This window comes from Baekduia sp., from assembly GCF_035685985.1.
Lineage (GTDB): Bacteria > Actinomycetota > Thermoleophilia > Solirubrobacterales > Solirubrobacteraceae > Baekduia.
This window is the reverse complement of record NZ_DASRZV010000020.1, coordinates 120,348-143,739: the sequence shown is the minus strand read 5'-3', so window position 1 is coordinate 143,739 and position 23,392 is coordinate 120,348. Positions and strand designations below refer to the sequence as shown.

The window sequence follows — 23,392 nt, the reverse complement described above, 5'->3', positions numbered from 1 at the left end:
TATCCGATCGATGCCCGTAGCCCTGCCGAAGTCGTCGCCCGCGTTCCTGGTGGGTCTGCTCGCGGTGCTCGTCGCCGCGCCGTCCGCCTACGCGGCCGGCAGCGCCGCGCGCTCCAAGGACGCGTGGAGCCACGTGAGCCCCGGCGGCGCGCGGCGCACGCCCGCCCAGCCGCTGGTCGCGCCGCGCCGCTACGCGGCGTTCACGCTCGACCAGAGCGCGCTGGCCGGCGTCCTGAAGGCCGCGCCCGCCGAGCGCCGTCGGGCCGCCGCGCCCGCCTCCGGCGCGGGCCTGACGATCTCGGTGCCGACGCCCGACGGCGGCTTCGAGCGCTTCGACGTCGTCGACTCGCCGGTGATGGCCCCGGGCCTGGCCGCCGCGCACCCCGACATCAAGACCTACAGCGGCCGCGGCGTCGACGACCCGTCGGCGACCGTCCGGCTCGACGTCACCCCGATCGGCTTCCACGCGTCGGTCCGCGACGACGACGGCTCCTGGTACGTCGATCCGCGCTACCGCGACCGCAGCGAGTACGTGGCCTACGACCGCGACGCGATCGCCGAGGACCCGGCCACGACGTTCGCGGCCCCCGGCGACGACGAGCTGGGCCGCCCGCCGACGGTGACCGCCCGCCCCGACGCCGCCCGCGCCAACGGCGCCGCCGTGACCCTGCGCACCTACCGCCTCGCGCTCGTCTCGGACCCGACCTACGCGGCCGCCGTCGGCGCGGCCAACGTCACCGCCGCCAAGGTCGCGCTGATGAACCGGGTCGACCAGATCTACGAGCGCGACCTCGCGATCCGCATGGTGCTGATCGACGGCAACGACGCGCTGAACCTCGACACCGCCGCCAAGGCCACCGGCACCGGCGGGCCGTGCGGCTCGGGCGCCTGCTTCACCAGCGCGCAGCTGGGCTCCTGCCAGGACACGACGCTGACGCGCAACACGCTCGTCGCCGCGCGGATCGCCGGCGCCGGCAGCTACGACATCGCCCACCTCGTCCTCGGCACCAACGGCGGCGGCCTGGCCAACCTCGGCGTCGTCGGCGGGCCGGGCAAGGGCCGCGGCTGCACCGGCATCCCGACCCCGACCGGCGACGCGTTCGCCGTCGACTACGTCGCCCACGAGATGGGCCACCAGTTCGGCGCCGACCACACGTTCAACGGCAACGCCGCCACCTCCGGCACCGAGGCCAACTGCGGGCCGTCGAACCGGTCGGCCACGCAGGCCGTGCGCGTCGAGCCCGGCGGCGGCAGCTCGATCATGGCCTACGCCGGCATCTGCGGGCAGGACGACCTGCAGGCCCACAGCGACCCGTACTTCTCGCAGGCCAGCGTCACGCAGATCGGCGCGTACGTCGCGCAGGCGGAGACCAACGCCAGCTCGACCCAGCAGGCCGTGCTGAGCGGGACCCCGTCGAGCTTCACGTTGAAGTACAACGGCCAGACGTCGACCACGATCACGTCCTACACCTCCACCGCGATCAGGAACGCCATCCAGGCCATCGCCGGGTGGCCGGCCGGCGGCACGGTGAGCGTCTCGGGCGTCAACTCCGGGGGCTTCACGGTGACCTTCGGCGGGACGCTGGCCAACAAGGCGGTCGGCGCGCTGGCCTTCGGCAGCATCGCCGGCGCCACCGGGTTCATCGGCGAGTTCACCAGCGGTGGCGCCACGCGCGTCGGCGGGACCGCGGAGGTCACCGGCAACCACGCGCCGAACGTCAGCACGCCCGCCGCCTTCACGATCCCCAAGCGCACGCCGTTCCTGCTGGACGCGACCGGCAGCGACAGCGACGGCGACCCGCTGACCTACCTGTGGGAGCAGAACGACCCGGGCGGCGCCACCGGCACCCCGCTGGTCAGCAACGCCAAGGCCAACGGCCCGCTGTTCCGCGTCTTCGGCACCGCGGCCCGCTACGGCGAGACCGCCGCCCACCAGTCGCCGTCGCCGGGCGAGAACGCCGCGACCTCGCAGACGTGGCGCTCGTTCCCCGACCCGCTGCAGGTCGCGGCCGACAACACCGACGCGGCGACCGGCTCGTGCCCGGCCGCGCCGGGCAGCGGCGCCGTCCCGGCCGCGACCGTCGACTGCTACTCGGAGTTCCTGCCGACCTCCGCGTGGGTCGGCGTCAACAACGACCGCACGCTGCACTTCCGCGTCACCGCGCGCGACAACGACCCGACCGCGGGCGGCGTCGGCAGCGCCGACACGGCGCTGACCGTCGCGCCGGCGGCGGGCCCGTTCCGCGTGACCTCGCAGGCGAGCCCGGCGAGCGCGACGACCGGCGGGACGGTCGACGTGACCTGGGACGTCGCGGGCACGGGCGCCGGCACCGCGGTCAACGCCGCGCAGGTCGAGATCCAGCTGTCGACCGACGGTGGCGCCACGTTCCCCTACACCTTGGATCCCGGCACGGCCAACGACGGCTCCGCGACCGTCACCCTGCCGCGCGTGACCACGACGCAGGGTCGGATCCGCGTCATGGCCGTCGGCAACGTCTTCTACGACGTGTCGAAGGCGAACCTCACGATCACGACGACCGACCCCGTGCTCCTGCAGGCCCCGGCGTCGGCCGACCTCGGCAGCGCCGGCGTCGGCGGCCAGGGCGCCGACACCGTCGTGACGTTCACCAACGCGGGCACCGGCACCGCGCATCCCACGGCCCCGGTGATCTCCGGGACCGACGCGTCCGCCGTCGTCCTGTCCGCCGACACGTGCTCGGGCGCCGCGCTGGCCTCCGGCGCGACGTGCGCGGTGACGCTGCATCTGCATCCGACCCGTCCGGGCGCTCAGTCCGCGACGCTGAGCCTGTCCACCGCCGAGGACCCGTCCTCGACCACGGTCGCGCTGACCGGCAACGGCCAGACCGCGCCGTCACTCGTCGGGCCCGCGTCCGCGAGCCTCGGCACCGCGACCGTCGGCAGCCCGGGCGCCGACACCGTGGTGACGTTCACCAACTCGGGCTCGGGCTCGGCGACGGTCGGCGCCGCGACGCTGAGCGGCCCCGACGCCGCCGCGGTCGCCAGGACCGCCGACAGCTGCTCGTCGCGCCCGCTGGCGGTCGGCGCCTCCTGCGCGATCACGCTGCGCCTGACGCCCACCCACGACGGCGACCAGGCCGCCACGCTGACGCTCACCAGCGACGACCCGGCGGGCCCGCGGACGGTCGCGCTGACCGGCACGGGCACGCCCGCCCCCGCCGTCGTCGTCACGCCGCCGCCCGGCGACACCATCAACAACGACAACGGGCCCGTCGGACGTCCCGCGCCGGTGATCTCCGCGCCCGCGCCGGGCGTCACCGCGCCGGTCCCCACGCCGACCCCGGTGTCCCCCGCCACGATCGCCGAGCGGCTGGCCGCGACGCTGCTGGGCGTCGACGAGCCCTACAAGCTGGGCAAGGCCGGCGACCTGTCGCTCTTCGCCACGACCAAGTCCACCAAGCTGGGCAAGCCGCGCGCGTCGAAGGTCATCGCCGCCGCGGCCTGCGCCGGTGGGACGTGCGCGGGCACGGCCACCGCCAAGCTCACGCTGACGCCGAAGGCCAAGGGCAAGAAGAAGGTCGTCAAGACCATCGTCCTGGCCAAGGCCCTCAAGCTCGGCGACGGGCAGGCGGCCCGGCTGACGCTCAAGCTGTCGGCCAAGGACCGCAAGGCGATCAAGGCCGCGGGCAAGGCCACCGTGACGCTCACGGTGACCAACGCCACCAAGAAGATCAGCCGGACCTACACGCTGACGGTCGGGTAGGCCACCCGGCCCGCGCACGCGTCTCGCCGCCGCCGGCCCACGCCGTGAAGGCGAGCACGCGCGTCGGCGTGACCGCGAGGACGAGGTGGCGCGGCAGCAACCTGGAGCGGCGCGGGCGCACGACGTCGATCGGCGCGTGGCCGGTGAGCATCCCGAGCGTCGTGGGCGGCTTGCCCTGGCGCAGGTGGCCGGCAGGCGACCGGGGCGTCGGTTGCCCGCCGCGCTACGTCGGCGACGCCACGCCGCCGGTGCCGTCGCTGCGCGCGCCCGTGGACGGCGTGGTGGTGGCGGCGCCGCCGCAGTCGGCCTTGACCGCGTCGGCGATCAGCTTGCCGCGGTACTCGAAGCCCGCCTGGTCGGGGTGCAGGCCGTCGGGCAGCGTCACCGCCTGGCGGCGCACCGCGCTCAGCCAGTCGACGAGGTGCAGCCGGCGGTAGCGCTGGGCCTCGGCGACCAGGACCGCGTTGAGCGCCGCGTACGGGCCCTTGCGCGCCGGGCGGTAGATGTTGGTCCACACGACGCAGCGGTTGCCGATCGCCTTCAGCGTGCGGTTGATCCGGTCCTGGAAGCGGGCCGGGCTCGACCCGTCGTTGGTGCCCAGCGAGACCACGACCGTCGACGGCCGCACGATCTTCAGCGCGGCGCGCAGCGCGACCATGCCCCGCGGCGTCGTCCGGCCGGACTTGGCGTCCCAGGCGACGTCGGTGCCGAGCTGCTCGGCCAGGTAGGGCCGCAGGCCGACGGCCAGCGAGTCGCCGATCACCAGCACGTCCGAGGACGGGTTGACCGCCACCAGCCCGGCCGACGCGCCCGCGGGCAGGACCGTCGGCGTCAGCAGCGCGGCGGCCAGCAGCGTCGGGAGCAGGCGGCGAGGACGGGGCACAGGCTCGGTGTCGGCAGGAAGAGCGAGGCTCAGGAGAGGCGCTGCACGGCCTCGTCCAGGTACGGCCCCAAGGTGCTGGAGAAGACGGTCGTCAGGTGGTCGACGTCCTTGAAGGCCAAGGCGCCGCCCACGACTGGATAGCACGAGGAGCGGTCGCACAGCGTCTCGGTGAGGTCGATCGTGCGCACCTGGCGCCCCGGCACGCCCGCCTGCGCGGCGGCCACGGCCGGATCGCGCTCCAGCGACGTCGCGCGCGGGACCGCGCACGCCTTCGCCGGGTCGTCGCCGGCGTCCATCGCGCCCTGCACGCAGTCGAGCGTCGCGCCGCGCATCTTCGGCGTGTCGCGCAGGACGACGATCTGCTGGACGGTCGCGGGCAGCGCCTCCCAGGCGCGCGCGTAGCCGCGGACCTGCGCGCCGAACGCGTCGGCGCCCCGGTGGCCGACGACGTCGCCGCCGGTGTGGCCGGCGACGAACACGCGATGGATCTCCGGATGGCGCTCGAACCAGCGGATCGTGTCGCGGTTCCACTGCACGCACTGCGTGCGCTGCGGCTCGGGCAGCGCGGCGGTCGCCTGGCTGAACGGGCAGCCCGTGTGCGTCACCGACAGCCCGTGCCAGTCGCGCCGCGCGGCGACGTCGTCGAAGGCGGCGCGCCAGTGCGAGGCGTGCGAGTCGCCGACCAGCGCCACGGTCTCGCGCGCGTCGTCGGCGGCCTGGCCGAACGCGCACGCGCGCACGCGGCCGACGACCTCGACGACCTCGCAGGACGCGTTGCGCGCCTCGGAGGCCTCGACCGGCGTCGGCACGACCTGGCGGGCCAGCTCCGGGTTGTCGCACGGCGTGCCGCCGGGCGGGCGCGCGGCGGCGCCGAAGCACGGCGGGTGCTCGGAGACCAGCTCCTTGGTCTGCCGCTTGTCCTGGTCGAGCTCGTGGTGCAGCTGGATCGCGCCCGCGGCCGGGACGAGCAGGACGAGCGCGGTCGCCATCCCCGCCAGCGCGAGCGTCCGGCGGGGGCGCCGCGCCAGGCCGCGCGCGCCGCGCACGGGGTCCTCGACGTAGCGCTTGGACAGCCACGCCAGGCCCGCGGTCAGCTCGAGCACGATGCCGGCCAGCAGCCCGCGACCGATCCCGTCGAAGGCGTAGGGGATCAGCACCAGCAGCGGCCAGTGCCAGAGGTAGAGCGAGTAGGACAGGTCGCCGGTGGACTGGATCGGGCGCCAGGCGAAGAGCTTGGTCGGCGCGAGGCGGTGCACCGGCGTGCCCGCGCGGATCACGGCCAGCGTGCCGAGGACCGGCAGCAGCGCGGCGACGCCGGGAAACGGCGTGCCGGGCCCGAAGGCGAAGCCGGCGACGAGGATCGCGGCCAGGCCGCCCCAGGAGATCAGCACGCGGGCCAGGGCGGGCATGCGGCCGATCGACGCGCCGAGGCCCAGCGCGGCCAGGCCGCCGAGGCCGAACTCCCAGGCGCGCGTCGGCGTGACGAAGTACGCGGGCCGCGGGTCGGCGGCGGTGTGCACGATCGCGTAGAAGAGGCTCGCGGCGGTCACCACGCCCATCGCGATGGCCAGCACGCCGACGCGGGTGCGCGGCGGGCGCCCGCGCGTGGCCGCCAGCGCGCCCGCCAGCAGCAGCGGCCAGACGAGGTAGAACTGCTCCTCGACCGACAGCGACCAGTAGTGCTGGACCGGCGAGACGCCGTCGCTCTGGGCGAAGTAGTCGACCGCGGTGTGCGCGAGGCGCCAGTTCTCGACGTAGGTCGCCGATGTCGCGATCTCGGTCAGGAACGGGCCCCAGCGGTGCGACGGGACGACGAGCAGCGTCGCGATCGCCGTCACGCCCAGCGTGACCAGCGCCGCGGGCAGGATCCGCCGCGCGCGGCGCGCCCAGAAGCCGGTCAGCGAGATGCCGCCGCTGCCGACGACCTCCTCGACCAGCAGCGACGTGATCAGGAAGCCCGAGACCGCGAAGAAGACGTCGACGCCGACGTAGCCGCCGGGGACGAGGTCCGGCCACAGGTGGGCCGCGATGACCAGCGACACCGCCAGCGCGCGCAGGGCCTGGATCTCCGGCCGCCAGCGCGGACGCGACGGCGCGGCCCGGTCCGCCAGTCCGGCGGGCATCCAGGGCAGGGCGTCGCGAACGGGCGTGGAGGCCCGCTCGACCGTCGGCTGGGTCGGGCTGTCCAAGGTCTTCCGGGTCTCCACGGATCGAATCTGTGGCTACCCAAGTGTGGCGGGCCTAGACGGCTGATGCGGAATCGACCGTGGTCGTGATCGGGCGCACGGCGGATGCTGGGCGTCGCACGATCTCGCAGCCGATCCTGGTTGGATCGGCAAGGGATCGGGTGGCGATCCAGCGCCGGCGGGCGCCCGATCACGGCCGCGGGAATTCCGCATCAGCCGTCTTTCACGCGGGCGCCGCGTGCCGCACCTCGCGCACCCGCTCGCGCCAGAGCGCGTCGTCGAGCGCCGAGAGCCAGGTGGCCAGCGACTCCTCGACCTCGTCGCCGGTGCCGTGGTCCATCACGACGACGTGCGCCTCCAGCGTGCGGGTGAACGCGGCGGCGTCGGCCCCGGTCGCCGCGCGGTCTCGCTCGCGCAGCTCGCGGAGGTACCGATCGATCTCGGTCGGCTCACGCAGGATCATGGCCCGGCAAGCTAGACCGCGGGCCGGACGGGCGCCGTCTCGACGGCCACCGGGTCCAGCGCGAGCACGTCGATCGGCTGCTTGAGGCCCGACATGGGCTGCTTGCCGAGCGCGACCGGCGTCATCGCGTCGGGCACGTGCTCGACGGTCTCCGCTGTCAGCAGGAGCTGGCCGGGCGAGGCCTTCGCGCAGAGGCGCGCCGCGACGTTGACGGCGAAGCCGATGTAGTCGTCGCCCTCGAACATGATGACCTTGCCGGTGCAGATGCCGCCGCGCAGCGCCAGGGCGCCGTCGGCCTGCAGGACGTCGCGCACGGTCGCCGCGCAGGCGATCACGGCGGTGGCGTCCACCCCGCTGAGCATCGCGCCGTCGCCCAGCCACTTGGTCACGCGCACGCCGCTGTTCTCGGCCTCGGCCCGCAGGACCGCCCGCAGGTGGCCCAGCACGGCGACGGCCTCCTGGTCGCCGTGCTCGTCGGTGAACGACGTGAAGCCGCAGAGGTCGAGGAAGCAGAACGTGCGCGTCACACGCATGGCTTCGACTCTACAACTATGACTTGCCCGCGGCCTTCGCCGCCCGCATCGCGACCTTGTTGGGGAGGTCCGTGATCGTGCCGTCGGCGATCTCGGCGGCCAGCATCACGGTCTCGCTGAGCGTCGGGTGGGCGTGGATCGTCAGCCCGACGTCGGCGACGTCGGCGCCCATCTCCAGCGCCAGGCCGGCCTCGGCGATCAGGTCGCCCGCGTGCGGCCCGACGATCCCGGCGCCGAGCACCCGCCCGGTCTTGGGGTCGCGCAGGAGCTTGGTCGAGCCGTCGGCGCCGCCGATCGCCAGCGCGCGCCCCGAGGCGCTCCACGGGAACACCGACTTCTCGTACGCGACGCCCGAGTCCTTGGCCTCGGTCTCGGTCAGGCCGACCCACGCGACCTCCGGGTCGGTGTAGGCGACCGACGGGATGCCGCGCGGCTCGAACGCCGCGTCGTGCCCGGCGATGACCTCGGCCGCGACGTGGCCCTCGGCCGTCGCCTTGTGGGCGAGCATCGGGCCGCCGGCGACGTCGCCGATGGCGTAGATGTGCGGGATGTTGGTCCGCTGCTGGGCGTCGACGGAGACGAAGCCGCGCTCGTCGACGTGCACGCCCGCGGCGTCCAGCCCGAGGCCGGCGCCGTTGGGCACGCGGCCGACCGCGACGAGCACGCGGTCGAAGACGGCGTCCGCGACGTCGCCCGAGAACGTGACGTGAAGACCATCGTCTTGCGCCTCGATCTTGTCCACCTTGGTGCTCAGATGGATCGCGGCGTAGCGCTGCTCGATGCGCTTGTGCAGGGGCTTGACCAGGTCGCGGTCGGCGCCGGGGATCAACCCCTCCGCCAACTCGACGACCGTGACCTCGCTGCCCAGCGCGTCGTAGACGGTGGCCATCTCCAGGCCGATGATCCCGCCGCCGACGACCAGCAGCCGGGCCGGGACGTCGGCGAGCGCCAGCGCGCCGGTGGAGTCCATCACGCGCGGGTCGTCGTGCGGGACGCCGGGCAGCTGGACGCTGCGCGAGCCGGCCGCGACGATCGCGTGGTCGAAGGAGACCGTGGTCGTCTCGCCGTCGCGCTCGACCGCGAGCAGGTTCGGGCCGGTGAACCGGGCCTCGCCGTGGACGACGTTCACCTTGCGGCCCTTGGCCATCTGCGCGACGCCGCCGTTGAGCTTGGAGACCACGCCGTCCTTCCAGGCGCGCAGGTCGTCCAGGTCGACCTCGGGCTGGTTGAAGGCGATGCCGTGCGCGCCGAACGTCTCGGCCTCGGCGATCACCTTGGCCGCGTGCAGCAGCGCCTTGGACGGGATGCAGCCGACGTTGAGGCAGACGCCGCCGAGCTTGTCGTGGCGCTCGACCATCACGACGTCGAGACCGAGGTCGGCGGCCCGGAACGCGGCCGCGTAGCCGCCGGGGCCGGAGCCGAGGACCAGCACCTGCGCGTGGACGTCGCCGCGCTCGACGGCGACCTCCTCCTCGACGCCCGGCGTCTCGGTCGCCTCGGGCGCCGGCTCGGCCGGGGCCTCGACCGCGACGCCCTCGCGGTCGCCGACCGCCAGCACGACCAGCGCGTCGCCCTCGGAGACCGTGTCGCCGACGCTGACCTTCAGCTCGGCCACCGTGCCCGCCTCGGGCGCCGGGATCTCCATCGAGGCCTTGTCGGACTCCAGGACGACCAGCGGGTCCTCCGCGGACACCTCGTCGCCGACCGCCACCAGGATCTCGGCGACGGGCACGTCGGTGAAGTCCCCGATGTCGGGGACGAGCACATCAAGGGAGCCGCTCAAAGGAGAACCCTCCGCAGGTCGTTGAGGACGCCGGTCAGGTGGGCGACGAAGCGCGCCGCGGCGGCGCCGTCGATCACCCGGTGGTCGTAGGACAAGGACAACGGCAGCATCAGCCGCGGGGCGAACTCGCTGCCGTTCCACACGGGCTTGGTCGCGCTGCGCACGACGCCGAGGATCGCGACCTCGGGCGCGTTGACGATCGGCGTGAACGACGTGCCGCCGATGCCGCCCAGCGAGCTGATCGTGAACGTCGCGCCGGCCATGTCGGCGGGCATGAGCTTGCCCGCGCGGGCCTTGCCCGACAGGTCGGTCAGCTCGGCGGCGACCTCCAGCAGCCCCTTGCGGTCGGCGTCCTTGATGACCGGGACCACGAGGCCGTTGGGCGTGTCGGCCGCAAAGCCGATGTTGTAGTACTTCTTGCGGATCAGCGCGTCGACGCCGTCGCCCTCCAAGGACGAGTTGAAGTCCGGGAAGGCCTTCAGGCTGGAGACGACCGCCTTCACCAGCAGCGCGACCATCGTCACCTTGACGTCGGCCTGCTCGGCGTTGAGCCGCTTGCGGAACGCCTCCAGGTCGGTGATGTCCGCCTCGTCGTCGTGCGTGACGTGCGGGATCCGGACCCAGTTGCGCGCGAGGTTGGCCGCCGAGATCCGGCGGATCTTCGACAGCTCGACGCGCTCGACCTCGCCGTACTTGGCGAAGTCGACCGTGGGCCAGGGCAGGAGGCCGAGGTCGCCGCCGCCGCCCGTGGCACCGGCTCCGGCACCCGCCGCGGGCGCCGCCGCGCCGCCGCCGTTGGCCGCCGCCTCGACGTCCTCGGGCAGGATCCGGCCCTTGCGACCGGTGCCGGCGATGCCGCCCAGCGGCACGCCCAGCTCGCGCGCCAGCCGGCGGACCGACGGCGACGCGTACACCGGCTCCAGGCCGTTGGACGCCGCCGCGGCCTCGGGCGCCTTGGGCGCCGGGGGCTGCTTGTCGGCGGGCTTGGGCCGGGCGCTGGCCTCGGCCGACACCGCGGTGCGCACGGCGCTGGGCGCGCCGGCCTCGGCGGTCGCGGCCGCCTCCGCGGACTCGGCCATCTTCACCACGACCGTCCCCTGCGAGGCGAGGTCTCCGACCTTCAGCAGGACCTCGGCGATCACGCCGCCGAACGGCGCCGGAACGTCCATGGAGGCCTTGTCGGTCTCCAGCGTGATCAGCGGGTCGTCCTGGGCGACCTCGTCGCCCGCGCCGACATGGACCTCAACGACGGGAACGTCGGTGAAGTCCCCGATGTCGGGAACGGCCACATCCTTCAGATCCGCCACGGTGCCTCGCTCTCGGGGTCGATGCCGTACTGCTCGATGGCCTGCTTCACGTCCTCGTCGCGGCCCAGCGCGTGCAGCGCGGCCACGACCACATGGTGCCGGTCGACCTCGAAGAACGCACGCAGCGCCTTGCGGTAGTCGCTGCGGCCGAAGCCGTCGGTGCCGAGCACGGTGTAGTCCTTGTCCTTGGGCAGGAAGGCCCGGATGCCGTCGGGCAGCGCGCGGATGTAGTCGGTCGCGGCGACCACGGGGCCGGGGCGCGAGCCCAGCGCCTCCTGGACGTAGGAGACGCGCGGCGCGAAGCCGTCCCCGCCCACCCGCAGGCGGTTGTGGCGCTCGACCTCCATGCCGTCCTTGCGCAGCTCGCTGAACGACGTGACCGACCAGACGTCGGACGTCACGCCGAAGTCCTCGGCGAGCAGGTCCGCGCCCGCCAGGACCTCGCGCAGGATCGTGCCCGAGCCCAGCAGCTGCACGTCGGCCGTGCCGCCCTGCGCCTCCCGGATCACGTGCACCCCGCGCAGGATGCCCTCCTGGGCGCCCTCCGGCATCGCCGGCTGCGCGTAGTTCTCGTTCATGATCGTCAGGTAGTAGAAGACGTCCTCCTGCTCGGCGAGCATCCGCCGGAGGCCGTCGTGGACGATCACGGCCAACTCATAGGCGTAGGCCGGGTCGTAGGCCACGCAGTTGGGGATCAGCGACGCCTGGATGTGGCTGTGGCCGTCCTCGTGCTGCAGGCCCTCGCCGTTGAGCGTCGTGCGCCCGGCGGTGCCGCCCAGCAGGAACCCGCGCGCGCGGGAGTCGCCGGCCGCCCACGCGAGGTCCCCGACGCGCTGGAAGCCGAACATCGAGTAGTAGATGTAGAACGGCAGCATCGCCACGCCGTGGTTGGCGTAGGACGTGGCCGCCGCGATCCACGAGGAGAACGCGCCCGGCTCGTTGATGCCCTCCTGGAGGATCTGGCCCTTCTTGTCCTCGCGGTAGGACATCAGCTGGTCGGCGTCCTGCGGCGTGTAGAGCTGGCCGACCTGGCTGAAGATCCCGAGCTGGCGGAACATCCCCTCCATGCCGAACGTGCGCGACTCGTCGGGGACGATCGGCACGACGTGCGGGCCGAGCTGCTTGTCGCGGACCAAGGTGGACAAGATCCGGACGAAGGCCATCGTGGTGGAGATCTCGCGCTCGCCGGTGCCCTCGAGCTGGGCCTTGAAGGCGCTCAGCTCCGGCACGGGCAGCGGCGGCGCCTCGGTGCGCCGCTGGGGCAGCGAGCCGCCCAGCCCCGCGCGCCGCTCCTTCAGGTACTTCATCTCGGGCGAGTCGTCGGGCGGCCGGTGGAAGGAGACGTCGCGGACCTCGTCGTCGGTGAGGTCGAGGCCGAAGCGGTCGCGGAAGGCGAACAGCGCCTTCTCGTTCATCTTCTTGGCCTGGTGGGTGATGTTCTGGCCCTCGCCGGACTCACCCATCCCGTAGCCCTTGATCGTCTTGGCGAGGATCACCGTCGGCTGGCCGGTGTGCGCGACCGCCTGGGCGTAGGCGTTGTAGACCTTCTGCGGGTCGTGGCCGCCGCGGTTCAGCGACCAGATCTCGGCGTCGCTCCAGTCCTCGACCATCCGCGCCAGCGCGGGGTTGGTGCCGAAGAAGTGCTCGCGGACGTAGGCGCCGTCGCGCGACTTGAACACCTGGTACTCGCCGTCGACGGCCTCCTCCATGCGCTGGACGAGGTGGCCTTCGTGGTCGGCGGCCAGCAGCGGATCCCAGCGGCGGCCCCAGATCGTCTTGATGACGTTCCAGCCCGCGCCGCGGAAGTTGGTCTCCAGCTCCTGGATGATCTTGCCGTTGCCGCGGACCGGGCCGTCCAGGCGCTGCAGGTTGCAGTTGATGACGAAGATGAGGTTGTCGAGATGCTCGCGACCGGCCAGCGAGATCGCGCCCATCGACTCGGGCTCGTCCATCTCGCCGTCGCCCATGAAGGCCCACACCTTGCGGTCGGCGGTGTCGGCGACGCCGCGGCCGGCCAGGTACTTCATGAACCGCGCCTGGTAGATCGCCATCAGCGGGCCGAGGCCCATCGACACGGTGGGGAACTGCCAGAAGCCCGGCATCAGCCACGGGTGCGGGTAGGAGGAGAGCCCGCCCTCCGGTCCGGTCTCGGTCCGGAAGCGCTTCATCTGCTCCTCGCTGAAGCGGCCCTCCAGGAACGCCCGCGCGTAGATGCCCGGCGAGGAGTGGCCCTGGATGAAGACCAGATCGCCACCATGCTGGTCGGACGGCGCGTGCCAGAAGTGGTTGAAGCCGACCTCGTAGAGCGTCGCGGCCGACTGGTAGGAGGCGATGTGGCCGCCGAGCTCGCTGGACTCCTTGTTGGCCTGGAGGACGGTGGCGATGGCGTTCCAGCGGATCAGGCTGCGTACTCGATGCTCCAGCTCGGGGTCGCCGGGAACAGCGACCTCCATCTCGGCGGGGATCGTGTTGATGTAGGGGGTGCTCAGGTCCTCGGCGGCGTGCACGCCGCGCAGCCGCGCGTCGGCGAACACCTCCTCCAGGAGCTGACGGGCCCGGTCCGGACCGTCGTTGCGGATGACGGCCTCGAGGGCCTCCACCCATTCCGCGGTCTCGATCGGGTCGATGTCGGGGTGGATTGCCATGAACTAGTCCTCCTGGAAGAACTCGGGGTGAGCCGCGCGAATGGCGGGCAGTTGGGACAGGACCATCCGCAGGTGATGGCGAAGCCGCGCCTCGGCGCCGTCGGCGTCGTGGGCGGCGACCGCCTCGACCACGGCGCGATGCTCGACGAGCATCTGGCCGCGGTAGCCGGCCTCGGGCAGGGAGAGCAGGCGAACCCGGTCGAGCTGCCCGCGCGTGCGCTCGGACAGCCGCCACGCGACCTCCCGGCCGCTCAGGTCGCAGAGCAGGTGATGAAGATCGTCGTCCAGCCGGGCGAACGCCTCGGCGTCGTCGGCGTCGACCGCGCGCTGCTGGGCGTCGAGGTTGGCGGTGAGCGCCACGACGCCCTCGACCGTCGCCTTCTCCGCCGCGATCCGCACCGCGCTGACCTCCAGCGCCTCGCGCACGAAGTACGCGTCGGCGACCGCCGCCTCGTCGATGAACGTGACGAACGTGCCGAGCTGCGGGACGATCGCGACCAACCGCTCGTCGCGCAGACGCGCGAGCGCATCGCGCACCGGCGTCCTCGACACGCCGATCAACTCGGCCAGCTGGTTCTCGCTGAGCCTGCGCCCCGGCTCCAGCTCCGCCCCGACGATCGCATGCCGCAGCGCCGCATACGCCTGATCGCGAGCGGAAGTGCCGTTGCTGCGTTCCCGGATCGGGGGTCGCATCGTGCGTACTAGTATACAAGTACGCAAGGAGCTGGCAACAACCCTCAGGCGACCCCGACGACCCTTGGCGACCCGGCCCCCCGGCGATGCGTGTCGCCTCGTGGTGAACCATGCACCACCATCCGACACGCACCTGTCCCGCCACACGCCTCCGGCCCCTCCGTTAGGTTGAACCTGATGCCAGGTTCACCTCACCGCGAGCCTCCTCGCACCGCGCGTGGCGCTCGCACGCGTGCCGCGCTGGTGGCGGCCGCGCGGACCGTCTTCGAGCGGGATGGGTATCTCAACGCGCGGTTGACGGACATCACGGCCGAGGCGAGCTGCTCGACGGGGTCGTTCTACACGTACTTCGACAACAAGGAGGAGATCTTCGCGGCGGTGCTCGAGGAGGCGCAGGAGGAGATGCTCCATCCGCACGTCCGCGAGGTCACCGGGGACGAGGATCCGGTCGCGGTCATCGAGGCGTCCAACCGCGCCTACCTGGAGGCCTACGAGCGCAACGCCAAGTTGATGCGGCTGCTCGACGAGGTCGCGACGATCGACGACGACGTGCGCGAGCTGCGCCGGCGTCGCGGCGCGCTGTTCGCCGAGCGCAACGCGCGCTCGATCCGCGACCTCCAGGCCCGCGGCCTGGCCGACCCCGCGCTGGACCCCGACCTCACCGCCCGCGCGCTGTCGGGCATGGTCGGCCGGCTGGCCAACAGCGTCTACGTCCTCGGCGACCACGTCGAGCGCGAGGCGCTCGTCCGGACGGCCACGCGCCTGTGGGCCAACGCGCTGCGCCTGGACGTCCCGGACGTCCCACCGGCCGCCGCCGCGCCGAAGCGGCGGCGACGGCCGGCCAAGAAGCCCTAGGCCTCGCGCTCGAAGAACCGCGCGACCGCCTGCGCCACGCAGACGGGCTTGGCGCCGCCCTCGACCTCGATCGTCTGCGCCATCGTCACCTGCGCGCCGCCCGGGACCTCGGCGACGTCGGTGATCGTCACCCGGAGCCGCAGGCGCGCGCCGACCGGCACCGGCGCCGGGAAGCGCACCTTCTCGTAGCCGTAGTTCAGCGCGTGGGCGAAGCCGTCGTAGGCCATCAACTGCTCCATCAGGCCCGGCGCCAGCGACAGCGTCAGCAGGCCGTGGGCGATCGTCGAGCCCAGCGGCGTGTCCTTCGCGCGCTCCGGGTCGACGTGGATCCACTGGTGGTCGCCGGTCGCGTCGGCGAACGCGTCGATCCGCGACTGCGGGACCTCGACCCACTCGGTCGGGCCCAGCTCGGCGCCCGCCAGCGCGCGCAGCTCGGCGACGGTCGTCGGCCGTGCGACGCCGGCGCTCACGCGCCCGCCGCCGTGGTCGTCGCGAAGAACCTCTCGTACGTCATCGGATCAATCTGCTCCTCGGTCACGCCGTTTCGCCGGCCGCCCCGGGATCGGCGTCCCCCGGGACGGAGGCATCGTTCCATCCCGGCAGCGCCGGCGCCACCAGGTGCCGGCCCCCGCCGAGTTGAAACTGGATTCAACTTCAGACAAGATCCCGGGCATGAACTTCGAGCTGACGCGGCGCGCCCAGGACTACGTCGAGCGGGTCCAGGCGTTCATGGACGAGCGCATCTACCCGGCCGAGGCCGTCTACGAGGAGCAGATGCGAGAGTCGGGGAACCCGAACTTCCATCCGCCGATCCTCGAGGAGCTGAAGGACGAGGCGCGCGACCGCGGCCTCTGGAACCTCTTCCACCCGCACGGAGACGAGGCCCACCCGACCCCCGGCCTCCTCAACGCCGAGTACGCGCCGCTGGCCGAGATCATGGGCCGCAGCGCGCACCTCGCGCCCGAGGCCATGAACTGCTCGGCACCCGACACCGGCAACATGGAGGTGTTGACGCTCTTCGGCACCGAGGAGCACAAGGACAAGTGGCTCAAGCCGCTGATGGACGGCGAGATCCGCAGCGCGTTCGCGATGACCGAGCCCGCGGTCGCCTCCAGCGACGCCACCAACATCGAGACGCGGATCGAGCGCGACGGCGACGAGTACGTCATCAACGGCCGCAAGTGGTGGACGTCCAACGCGCTGCACGCCAACTGCAAGGTCTTGATCGTCATGGGCAAGACCAACCCCGACGGGCCCAAGCACCAGCAGCAGTCGATGCTCGTGGTCCCGATCGACGCGCCCGGCGTCACGATCGTCCGCGGCCTGCCGGTCTTCGGCTACCAGGACCGCGAGGGCCACGCCGAGGTCCTCTTCGAGGACGTCCGCGTGCCGGTCACCGCGCTGCTGGCCGGCGAGGGCGAGGGCTTCATGATCTCCCAGGCGCGCCTGGGCCCCGGCCGCATCCACCACTGCATGCGGTCGATCGGCATGGCCGAGCGCGCGCTGGACCTGCTCTGCCAGCGGGCGCTGCAGCGCACGACGTTCGGCAAGCCGGTGGCCGAGAACGCCAACGTCATGGACTGGATCGCCGAGGCGCGGATCGAGCTGGAGATGATCCGGCTGCTGACGATGAAGACCGCGTGGCTGATGGACACGGTCGGCAACCGCCACGCGCGCGTGGAGATCGCGGCGATCAAGGTCGCCGGCCCCAACGTCGCGCTCAAGATCATCGACCGCGCCATCCAGATCCACGGCGGCGGCGGGGTCAGCGACGACTTCCCGCTGGCCTCGATGTGGGCCCACCAGCGCACGCTGCGGCTGGCCGACGGGCCCGACGAGGTCCACAAGCGCACGATCGCCCAGCGCGAGCTGCGCAAGTGGGAGGGCGCGCCCTACGGCGTCACGACGCCGCCGGCGCGCACCGCTGCCGGCCGCCCGTGAAGCCCTCGACCATCGCGTTGGCGTTGGCCTGCTCCATCTTGATGTAGGTGTCGCCCGCGGACCCCGCCGGCCCGAGCGTGTCCCCGTACAGCTCGTGGTCGGCGGTGGCGCCGGTCTCGCGCGCGATCGCCTGGGCCAGCTTGGGGTTGATGGAGGTCTCGGGGAAGATCGCCCTGACGTGCTCGCGACGGATCGTCGCGACGAGCCTGGCGAGGTCGCCCGCCGACGGCTGGGCCTGCGTGGTCTGCGACGGGATCACCGCGCCGACGACGTCGATGCCGTAGCGCGCGGCGAAGTAGCCGAAGGCGTCGTGGTCGGTCACGAGCTTGCGCTCGGCGACCGGGACGCGGGCGAAGCACTTGGCGATCCCGGCGTCCATGGCCTTCACCTCGCTCAGGTACGTCGTGGCGTTGCGGTCGATCTCGGCGGTCTTGCCCGGGTCGGCCTTGGCCAGCGCGTCGCGGATCCGGCCGATCGCGTACTCGATGTTGCGCGGGTCGTGCCACCAGTGCGGGTCGGTGCCCTCGCCGTCCTCGCCGGGACGCGTGATCGGGCGACCCTGCCCGGCGTCGAGCACGGTCGGCGAGCCGCCGGCGTTCTTGACGACCTCGCCGATCCAGTGGTCGAGGCCGTCGCCGCTGGTGACGACGAGCTTGGCGTCGGCCGTGCGCTGGATGTCGCGCGGCCGCGGCTCGTAGTCGTGCGGGTCGGTGTTCGGCTGGAGGATCTGGTGGACGTCGACCGCGCTGCCGCCGATCTCGCGGACGACGTCGCCCAGCTGCGTGGTCGTGGCGACGACCGTGATCGTCCCGGGCTTGGCGGAGGACGACGAGCCGCAGCCGGCGAGCGCGGCGGCGGCCGCGACGACGGTCACCGAGAGGACGAGAAGGCGGCGGGGAGCGAAGGAGGCAGACATAAGATGAGAATGAGTCTTATCACATCCCACCCGCGCGAGAACGCGCGAACGCCGCGGCGGGCAGGCCCACCGCGGCGTTCGCGATCCGCTTCCGAGGGTGCCCGGGGCCTACGCGGGCGCTTCGGCGGCGGCCAGCTTCTTGGCCTGCCGCTCGGGCGTGATCTCGACCACCTCGGTCACCCAGCCGACGCGCTTCATGCCGCGGATGATCAGGTGGGAGATGTCGAACTCGTACCACTTCAGCCCGTGCGCGGCCGAGGTCGGGAAGGCATGGTGGTTGTGATGCCAGGACTCGCCCATCGAGAAGACCGACAGCCACGCGAGGTTGCGGGACTCGTCGTCGACGTCGAAGCGCCGGCGCCCGAAGAAGTGGCAGAGCGAGTTGATGGAGTACGTCACGTGGTGCAGCACGAGCATGCGGATCGCGCCGCCCCACAGCAGGCCGGTCCACGCGTGGTGGATGTCGCCGCCGATCAGCCAGCCGAGGCCGAACGGGAGCGCCAGGCCCGCGATCACCCAGAGCACGAACGTCTTGTCGACCCAGGCGATGATCGGGTCCTTCATCAGGTCCGGCGCGTAGCGCTTGCGGTTGGCGCGCTCGGTGTGGATGAACAGCCAGCCGACGTGCGCGTGCAGCAGGCCGCGCAGGACGCCGTCGTGGGCGTGCGGGCTGTGCGGGTCGCCGGGCTTGTCGGAGAACGCGTGGTGCTTGCGATGGTCGGCGACCCAGCTGATGATCGGGCCCTCGATGGCCATCGAGCCGAGGATCGCGAACGTCGCGCGCACGGCCGGCTTGGCCTTGAAGCTGCGGTGCGTGAAGAGGCGGTGGAAGCCGACGGTGATCCCGAGCCCGAGCGGGATGTACATGATGAAGAACACCGCGATGTCCGACCAGCGCAGCCACGAGCCCCAGACCTGCTGGGCGACGATGATGAGCGCCAGGAAGGGGACGGCGGTGACCGTGCCGGTCAGGAACCGGTCGAGCGCCTCGTTCTCGGTGGCCTGCGTGTCGTCGGCGGTGGGCAGGTCGGCGACGGACGGCGGCCGGGTGGTGGGGTCGTCGCGCTCAGGCGCGAGCATGCCGGTCGGGGTCATGGCGCCCACTCTCTCGCGCGCGCCTGAGAATTTCCCGGGGGCGTTCGGGTGTCCTTACGGGGGTTAACCCCCGCCTTTGTTGCACGGTCAAACGCTCATCCCGCCGTCCAATGGAACGGTCGCGCCGGTCAGGAAGGCGCTCTCGTCGGAGGCCAGGAACAGCACGGCGGCCGCGACCTCCTCCGGCGTGGCGTGGCGGTCGAGCGGGATCATCGCCTCGAACGCGCGCGCCGCCTCGGCCTCGGTGGCCGCGCCGGTCGCGGTCAGCTCGATGCGGTGCTGGAAGGCGTTGGCGACCGGGCCCGGGTGCAGCGTGTTGACGCGGATGCCCCGCGGCGCCATCTCCTTGGCCGCCGTGCGCATGAGCCCGACCAGCGCGTGCTTGGACGTCGCGTAGGCGACGATCCCGGGATCGGCGGTGAGCCCGACGACGCTCGAGTTGATGATCATGCTGCCGCCGTCGCGCATCGCGGCCAGCGCGTGCTTGGCGACGAGGAACGGTCCCCGCACGTTGACGGCCATCACGCGGTCGAAGACGTCCTCGGGGTAGTCGACGACCGGCGCGACCGCGCCGAAGACCCCGGCGTTGGCGAACGCGACGTCGAGGCCGCCGAAGCGCTCGACGGCCCGCGCGACCGCGTCGGCGACCGCGCCGGAGTCGGTGACGTCTGCGGGCAGCGCGAGCGCGCGGTCGGCCCCCAGCTCGGCGGCCAGCGCGTCGAGCGCGTCGGCGTCGAGGTCGGTCAGCGCGACGCGGGCGCCCTCGGCGACGAAGCGGCGCGCGGTGGCCGCGCCGATCGAGCCGGCGGCGCCGGTGATGAAGGCGATCTTGTGATCGAGTCGTCCCATGGGCGAGGGTGGCGGAGAAATTGCCTGACGTTTATCGTGGCGCAGCGTATATGAGACCGCGGATCGCCATCGTGGGCGCCGGCGGCGGCGTGGGGTCGTCGGTCGCGTTCAACCTGCTGCTGGCCGACGCGCCGTACGCCATCACCTTGGTCGACGGCCGCTCGGGCATGGCGACCTCGCACGAGATGGACCTGCAGCAGGTCGTCGCGGCGGGCGCGCACGGGTCGGTGGATATCGTCGAGCTGGGGGCCGTCGCCGAGTCCGACGTCGTCGTCGTGAGCGCGGCGACGCCGCTGACCGTCAACCGGTCGCGCGCGGTCTACCTGCACGACAACGCGGCGATCGTCCGGTCGGTCGTCGACGCGCTGCCGGAGGGCTGGCCGGGCGCGGTCGTGATGGTCACCAACCCGGTCGACGCGCTCGTGACGTGGCTGACGCGCCTGCGCCCGGGGCTGCGGGTCGTGGGCTACACGGCCAACGACGGGCTGCGCCTGCGCACGGCGGTCGGCCGGCTGCTGGGCGTGCCGCCGGCGACCGTGGACGCCTGGGTGCTCGGCGAGCACGGCGACCGCTGCGTGCCGCTGCTCTCGCGCGTGCGCGTCGACGGCGAGCCGGTCGCGCTGACCGCCCAGCAGCGCGCGGCCGCCGGGGACTTCGTGCGCTCGTGGTACGTCCGGCACGTCGCGCTGGACTCCGGCCGGTCCTCGACGTGGACCAGCGGCCACGGCGTCGCGCGGATGGTCGGCGCGCTGCTGGGCGACGGCGAGCTGTTCCCGGCGTCGGTGGTCCTCGCCGGCGAGTACGGCGTGGACGGCGTGGCGCTCGGCGTCCCGGCCGTGCTCGGCGACGGCGGCGTCCGCGCGGTCGAGACGTGGCCGCTGGACGACGACGAGGCGCGCGCGATGGCCGCCGCGGCGCGCGCGGTGCGCGAGGCGGCCGACGCGCTCAGCGCCGCGCGTGGAGCACCTCGGTGAGGTACTCGATGTGCGCGCGCATCGCCCGCTCGGCCGCGGCGCGCTGACGGCGGCGCACGGCGCGCAGGATCGCGCGGTGCTGGTCGAGGATCGCCTCGGCGCTGACGTCGACCGAGATCGTGACGATCAGCGACGGCTGCAGCACCTCCAGGATCCAGCCGGTGAGCCCGCGCAGCAGGACGTTGCCCGCGGCCTCGGCGAGGATCTGATGGAACTCGGTGTCGGCGTGGTTGAACGGGTCGGTGCCGGGCGCGTGGCCCTCGGCGGCGGCGACCGCGGCCTCCAGGCGCCGGACGACGTCGTCGGTGGCGTTGGCGGCCGCGCGGCCGGCCAGCGGGACCTCGAGCGAGAGGCGCGCGTCGAGCAGCTCGTCGAGCGAGATCGTGTCGGCGGCGAGCATCAGCGCGATCGACTCGCTGAGGTTGGCGCTCATCCCCTCCGACGGCGTGCGCGCGACGAAGATGCCGCCGGCGCGGCCGCGGCCGACGCGGATCAGCTGCGAGGCCGACAGCAGCCGCAGGGCCTCGCGCAGCGTCGGGCGTGACACGCCGAACTCGTCGGCCAGCTCCTGCTCGGTCCCGATCCGGTCGCCCGGCTGCAGATGCTGCTCCTCCAGGTAGCGCCGGATCTGCCAGGCGATCTGCTCAGAGGCGCCGGGGGATGGAGGCTGGAAATGGCCTCCGGGTCGTGGGCGAGCGGTGGCCATCTGCGGAGCAGTCTAAGTGCTTTGGCGGCTCGTCGCGAGCGCTGCCCTTAAATCTCCAAACGATTTGCAGTAAGGTCCGCCCTCGTGGACGCCTCGCGTGCAGCGCAGACCATCGGCGGCGGTGACTCCGCGCGCGCCGCGGGGCCCGCCACGGTGCGCGACACGACGTTCGACGTCCTGCGGCGGCTGGGCCTCACGAAGCTGTTCAGCAACCCGGGGTCGACCGAGGTGCCGTTCCTGGCGGGGATGCCGGACGACCTCGAGTTCGTCCTGGGGTTGCACGAGGGCTCGGTCGTCGGGATGGCCGCGGGCTACGCGTTGGGACGTGGCGCGCCGGCGCTCGTGCTGCTGCACTCGACGCCCGGGCTGGGCAACGCGGTGGCCGCGATCGCCACCGCGCGCCAGAACCGGGCGCCGCTGGTGATCGTCGTCGGCCAGCAGGACCGGCGCCATCTGGCGCAGGACCCGTTCCTGGCCGGGCGGTTGGACGGGCTGACCGGTGGCTACGCCGTGTGGCTCGACCAGCCGGCGCGGGCGGCCGACGTCCCGGGCGCGCTCGTGCGCGCGTACTGGGAGGCCCAGACCGCGCGCGGGCCGGCGATCGTGATCGTGCCGATGGACGACTGGAGCGCGCCCGCGCCGGAGCCGTGGGAGGTCCTCGGGCCGGCCCGGCTGCTGCGCAGCGCGGCCGCCGACCCGGTCGTCGTCGAGGAGCTGGCGGACGTGATCGACGCCGCGCGGCGGCCGACGCTCGTGGCGGGCGCCGGCGCCGACGGCGAGGCCGGATGGCGCGCGCTGGTCGCGCTGGCCGAGCGCCTCGGCTGCCCGGTCTGGCAGGAGCCGTTCGGCGGCGCGGCGGGCTTCCCGCAGGACCACCCGCGGTTCGCCGGGCACCTGCCGGCGCGCCGCGCGCGGCTGCGCGAGGTGCTGTCGCCGTTCGACCTGGTGATCGTCGTGGGCACCGGCGCGCTGCGGCAGTACCCCTATGACAACGGGCCGCTGGTCGGCGAGGGGACCGACGTCGTGGTCCTGACGCAGGACCCGGCCGAGGCGCACCGCTCGCCCGCGACGCTCGCCGCGCTCGGCGATCCGGCGGCGCTGTGCGCCGCGCTGGCCCAGGTCGTCGCGCGCCCGGACGGCGGCGTCGACGCGGCGGTCCCGCCAACCTCCCTCGGCGGGGCCGCCACGCCGTCGTCGGCCAACGGCTCCGTCGTGGCGCCCGCGGCGCCCATGGCGCGCCCGGCCGCGCCCGCGCCGCCCGCGGCCGGCGAGCCGCTGCGCGCCGGGCACGTCCTCGCCGCGCTCGCCGAGCGGCTGCCGCGCGACGCGATCCTCGTCGAGGAGACGCCCTCCAGCCGGCCGGAGCTGCACCAGCGCGTCGCGATCGCCCAGCCCGGCGGCTTCGTGTCGGCGATGGGCCTGCTCGGCTTCGCGCTGCCCGCCGCGATCGGCCTGCGCCTGGCCTGCCCCGACCGCGGCGTGATCAGCGTCACCGGCGACGGCGCGACGCTCTACCAGGTCCTCGCGCTCTGGTCGGCCGGCACCTACGCCGCCGGCACGGTCTTCCTGGTGCTCAGCAACGGCGGCTACGCGATCATGGACCGCCTCGCCGAGCGCGCCGGCGCGCCCGGCCCCTGGCCCGCGCTCGACACCATCGACATCACGGGCCTGGCGTCGTCGCTGGGCGTCGAGACGCTGCGGATCACCGACCACGCGCAGCTGCTCACGGCCTTCGACGACCTCCTCCCCACGCTGGCGCGCCGCGCCACGCCGCTGCTCGTCGAGGCCGTCGTGGCGCCCGACGAGCACTTCGACCCGTAG

General features: G+C 73.2%; 18 protein-coding genes. 5 read left to right on the top strand and 13 right to left on the bottom strand.

Features of this window, described 5'->3' with window-relative positions:
- The first annotated feature begins 10 nt into the window (after nt 1-10).
- The gene (locus VFG42_RS11140; protein WP_324908318.1) at nt 11-3,742 is read left to right on the top strand and encodes a M12 family metallo-peptidase; all 3,732 of its coding nucleotides are present in this window, start codon (nt 11-13) and stop codon (nt 3,740-3,742) included.
- Between the two features lie 223 nt (nt 3,743-3,965).
- Here the strand turns inward: VFG42_RS11140 and VFG42_RS11135 are convergent, their stop codons facing one another.
- The 8 genes from VFG42_RS11135 to VFG42_RS11100 form a co-directional block, all read right to left on the bottom strand.
- Nucleotides 3,966-4,625 carry a GDSL-type esterase/lipase family protein gene (locus tag VFG42_RS11135; RefSeq protein WP_324908317.1) on the bottom strand — a complete coding sequence of 220 codons (660 nt, stop codon included), beginning with the start codon at nt 4,623-4,625 and terminating at the stop codon, nt 3,966-3,968.
- Nucleotides 4,626-4,654: 29 nt separating this feature from the next.
- Nucleotides 4,655-6,832 (bottom strand): acyltransferase family protein, encoded by a 2,178-nt coding sequence (locus VFG42_RS11130; protein WP_324908315.1) that lies wholly within the window; start codon nt 6,830-6,832, stop codon nt 4,655-4,657.
- Nucleotides 6,833-7,034: 202 nt separating this feature from the next.
- Nucleotides 7,035-7,274 carry a hypothetical protein gene (locus VFG42_RS11125; protein WP_324908313.1) on the bottom strand — a complete coding sequence of 80 codons (240 nt, stop codon included), beginning with the start codon at nt 7,272-7,274 and terminating at the stop codon, nt 7,035-7,037.
- A gap of 11 nt (nt 7,275-7,285) precedes the next feature.
- The gene (locus tag VFG42_RS11120) at nt 7,286-7,807 is read right to left on the bottom strand and encodes an adenylate/guanylate cyclase domain-containing protein (protein ID WP_324908311.1); all 522 of its coding nucleotides are present in this window, start codon (nt 7,805-7,807) and stop codon (nt 7,286-7,288) included.
- A gap of 16 nt (nt 7,808-7,823) precedes the next feature.
- A complete protein-coding gene (gene lpdA, locus VFG42_RS11115) occupies nt 7,824-9,590 on the bottom strand; it encodes a dihydrolipoyl dehydrogenase (protein WP_324908310.1) in 1,767 nt (588 codons plus the stop codon).
- Nucleotides 9,587-10,897, bottom strand: a complete 1,311-nt coding sequence (gene aceF, locus VFG42_RS11110; RefSeq protein ID WP_324908309.1) for a dihydrolipoyllysine-residue acetyltransferase — start codon at nt 10,895-10,897, stop codon at nt 9,587-9,589. Before aceF ends, lpdA begins: the two co-directional genes overlap by 4 nt.
- Nucleotides 10,885-13,542 carry a pyruvate dehydrogenase (acetyl-transferring), homodimeric type gene (gene aceE, locus VFG42_RS11105; protein ID WP_324908308.1) on the bottom strand — a complete coding sequence of 886 codons (2,658 nt, stop codon included), beginning with the start codon at nt 13,540-13,542 and terminating at the stop codon, nt 10,885-10,887. The genes aceF and aceE overlap by 13 nt, the downstream gene beginning before the upstream one ends.
- Nucleotides 13,543-13,545: 3 nt before the next feature.
- On the bottom strand, nt 13,546-14,235 hold the full coding sequence (locus tag VFG42_RS11100; RefSeq protein WP_324908306.1) for a GntR family transcriptional regulator: 690 nt from the start codon (nt 14,233-14,235) through the stop codon (nt 13,546-13,548).
- A gap of 177 nt (nt 14,236-14,412) precedes the next feature.
- On the opposite strand from VFG42_RS11100, the gene VFG42_RS11095 reads away from it, so the two are divergent.
- Entirely contained in the window at nt 14,413-15,090 is a 678-nt protein-coding gene (locus VFG42_RS11095; RefSeq protein WP_324908304.1) for a TetR/AcrR family transcriptional regulator, read from the top strand.
- Here the strand turns inward: VFG42_RS11095 and VFG42_RS11090 are convergent.
- Nucleotides 15,087-15,560, bottom strand: a complete 474-nt coding sequence (locus VFG42_RS11090) for a MaoC family dehydratase (RefSeq protein WP_324908302.1) — start codon at nt 15,558-15,560, stop codon at nt 15,087-15,089. The genes VFG42_RS11095 and VFG42_RS11090 overlap by 4 nt on opposite strands.
- A gap of 202 nt (nt 15,561-15,762) precedes the next feature.
- Between VFG42_RS11090 and VFG42_RS11085 the strand changes: the two genes are divergently transcribed.
- Nucleotides 15,763-17,031, top strand: a complete 1,269-nt coding sequence (locus VFG42_RS11085) for an acyl-CoA dehydrogenase family protein (protein ID WP_324908300.1) — start codon at nt 15,763-15,765, stop codon at nt 17,029-17,031.
- Here the strand turns inward: VFG42_RS11085 and VFG42_RS11080 are convergent.
- The 3 genes from VFG42_RS11080 to VFG42_RS11070 all read right to left on the bottom strand — a co-directional run bounded on the left by VFG42_RS11080 (nt 16,991) and on the right by VFG42_RS11070 (nt 19,891).
- Nucleotides 16,991-17,905 carry a metal ABC transporter substrate-binding protein gene (locus VFG42_RS11080; RefSeq protein WP_324908299.1) on the bottom strand — a complete coding sequence of 305 codons (915 nt, stop codon included), beginning with the start codon at nt 17,903-17,905 and terminating at the stop codon, nt 16,991-16,993. The genes VFG42_RS11085 and VFG42_RS11080 overlap by 41 nt on opposite strands.
- A 150-nt stretch (nt 17,906-18,055) precedes the next feature.
- Nucleotides 18,056-19,042, bottom strand: coding sequence for an acyl-CoA desaturase (locus VFG42_RS11075; RefSeq protein WP_324908296.1), 987 nt, complete (start codon nt 19,040-19,042; stop codon nt 18,056-18,058).
- A gap of 87 nt (nt 19,043-19,129) precedes the next feature.
- Entirely contained in the window at nt 19,130-19,891 is a 762-nt protein-coding gene (locus VFG42_RS11070; protein ID WP_324908294.1) for an SDR family NAD(P)-dependent oxidoreductase, read from the bottom strand.
- A gap of 50 nt (nt 19,892-19,941) precedes the next feature.
- Between VFG42_RS11070 and VFG42_RS11065 the strand changes: the two genes are divergently transcribed.
- Complete coding sequence (locus tag VFG42_RS11065; RefSeq protein WP_324908292.1) at nt 19,942-20,865, top strand: malate dehydrogenase; 924 nt, start codon at nt 19,942-19,944, stop codon at nt 20,863-20,865.
- Here VFG42_RS11065 and VFG42_RS11060 read toward each other — a convergent pair.
- Complete coding sequence (locus tag VFG42_RS11060) at nt 20,837-21,571, bottom strand: FadR/GntR family transcriptional regulator (RefSeq protein WP_324908290.1); 735 nt, start codon at nt 21,569-21,571, stop codon at nt 20,837-20,839. The genes VFG42_RS11065 and VFG42_RS11060 overlap by 29 nt on opposite strands.
- An 84-nt stretch (nt 21,572-21,655) precedes the next feature.
- Between VFG42_RS11060 and VFG42_RS11055 the strand changes: the two genes are divergently transcribed.
- Nucleotides 21,656-23,392, top strand: coding sequence for a thiamine pyrophosphate-binding protein (locus VFG42_RS11055; RefSeq protein ID WP_324908288.1), 1,737 nt, complete (start codon nt 21,656-21,658; stop codon nt 23,390-23,392).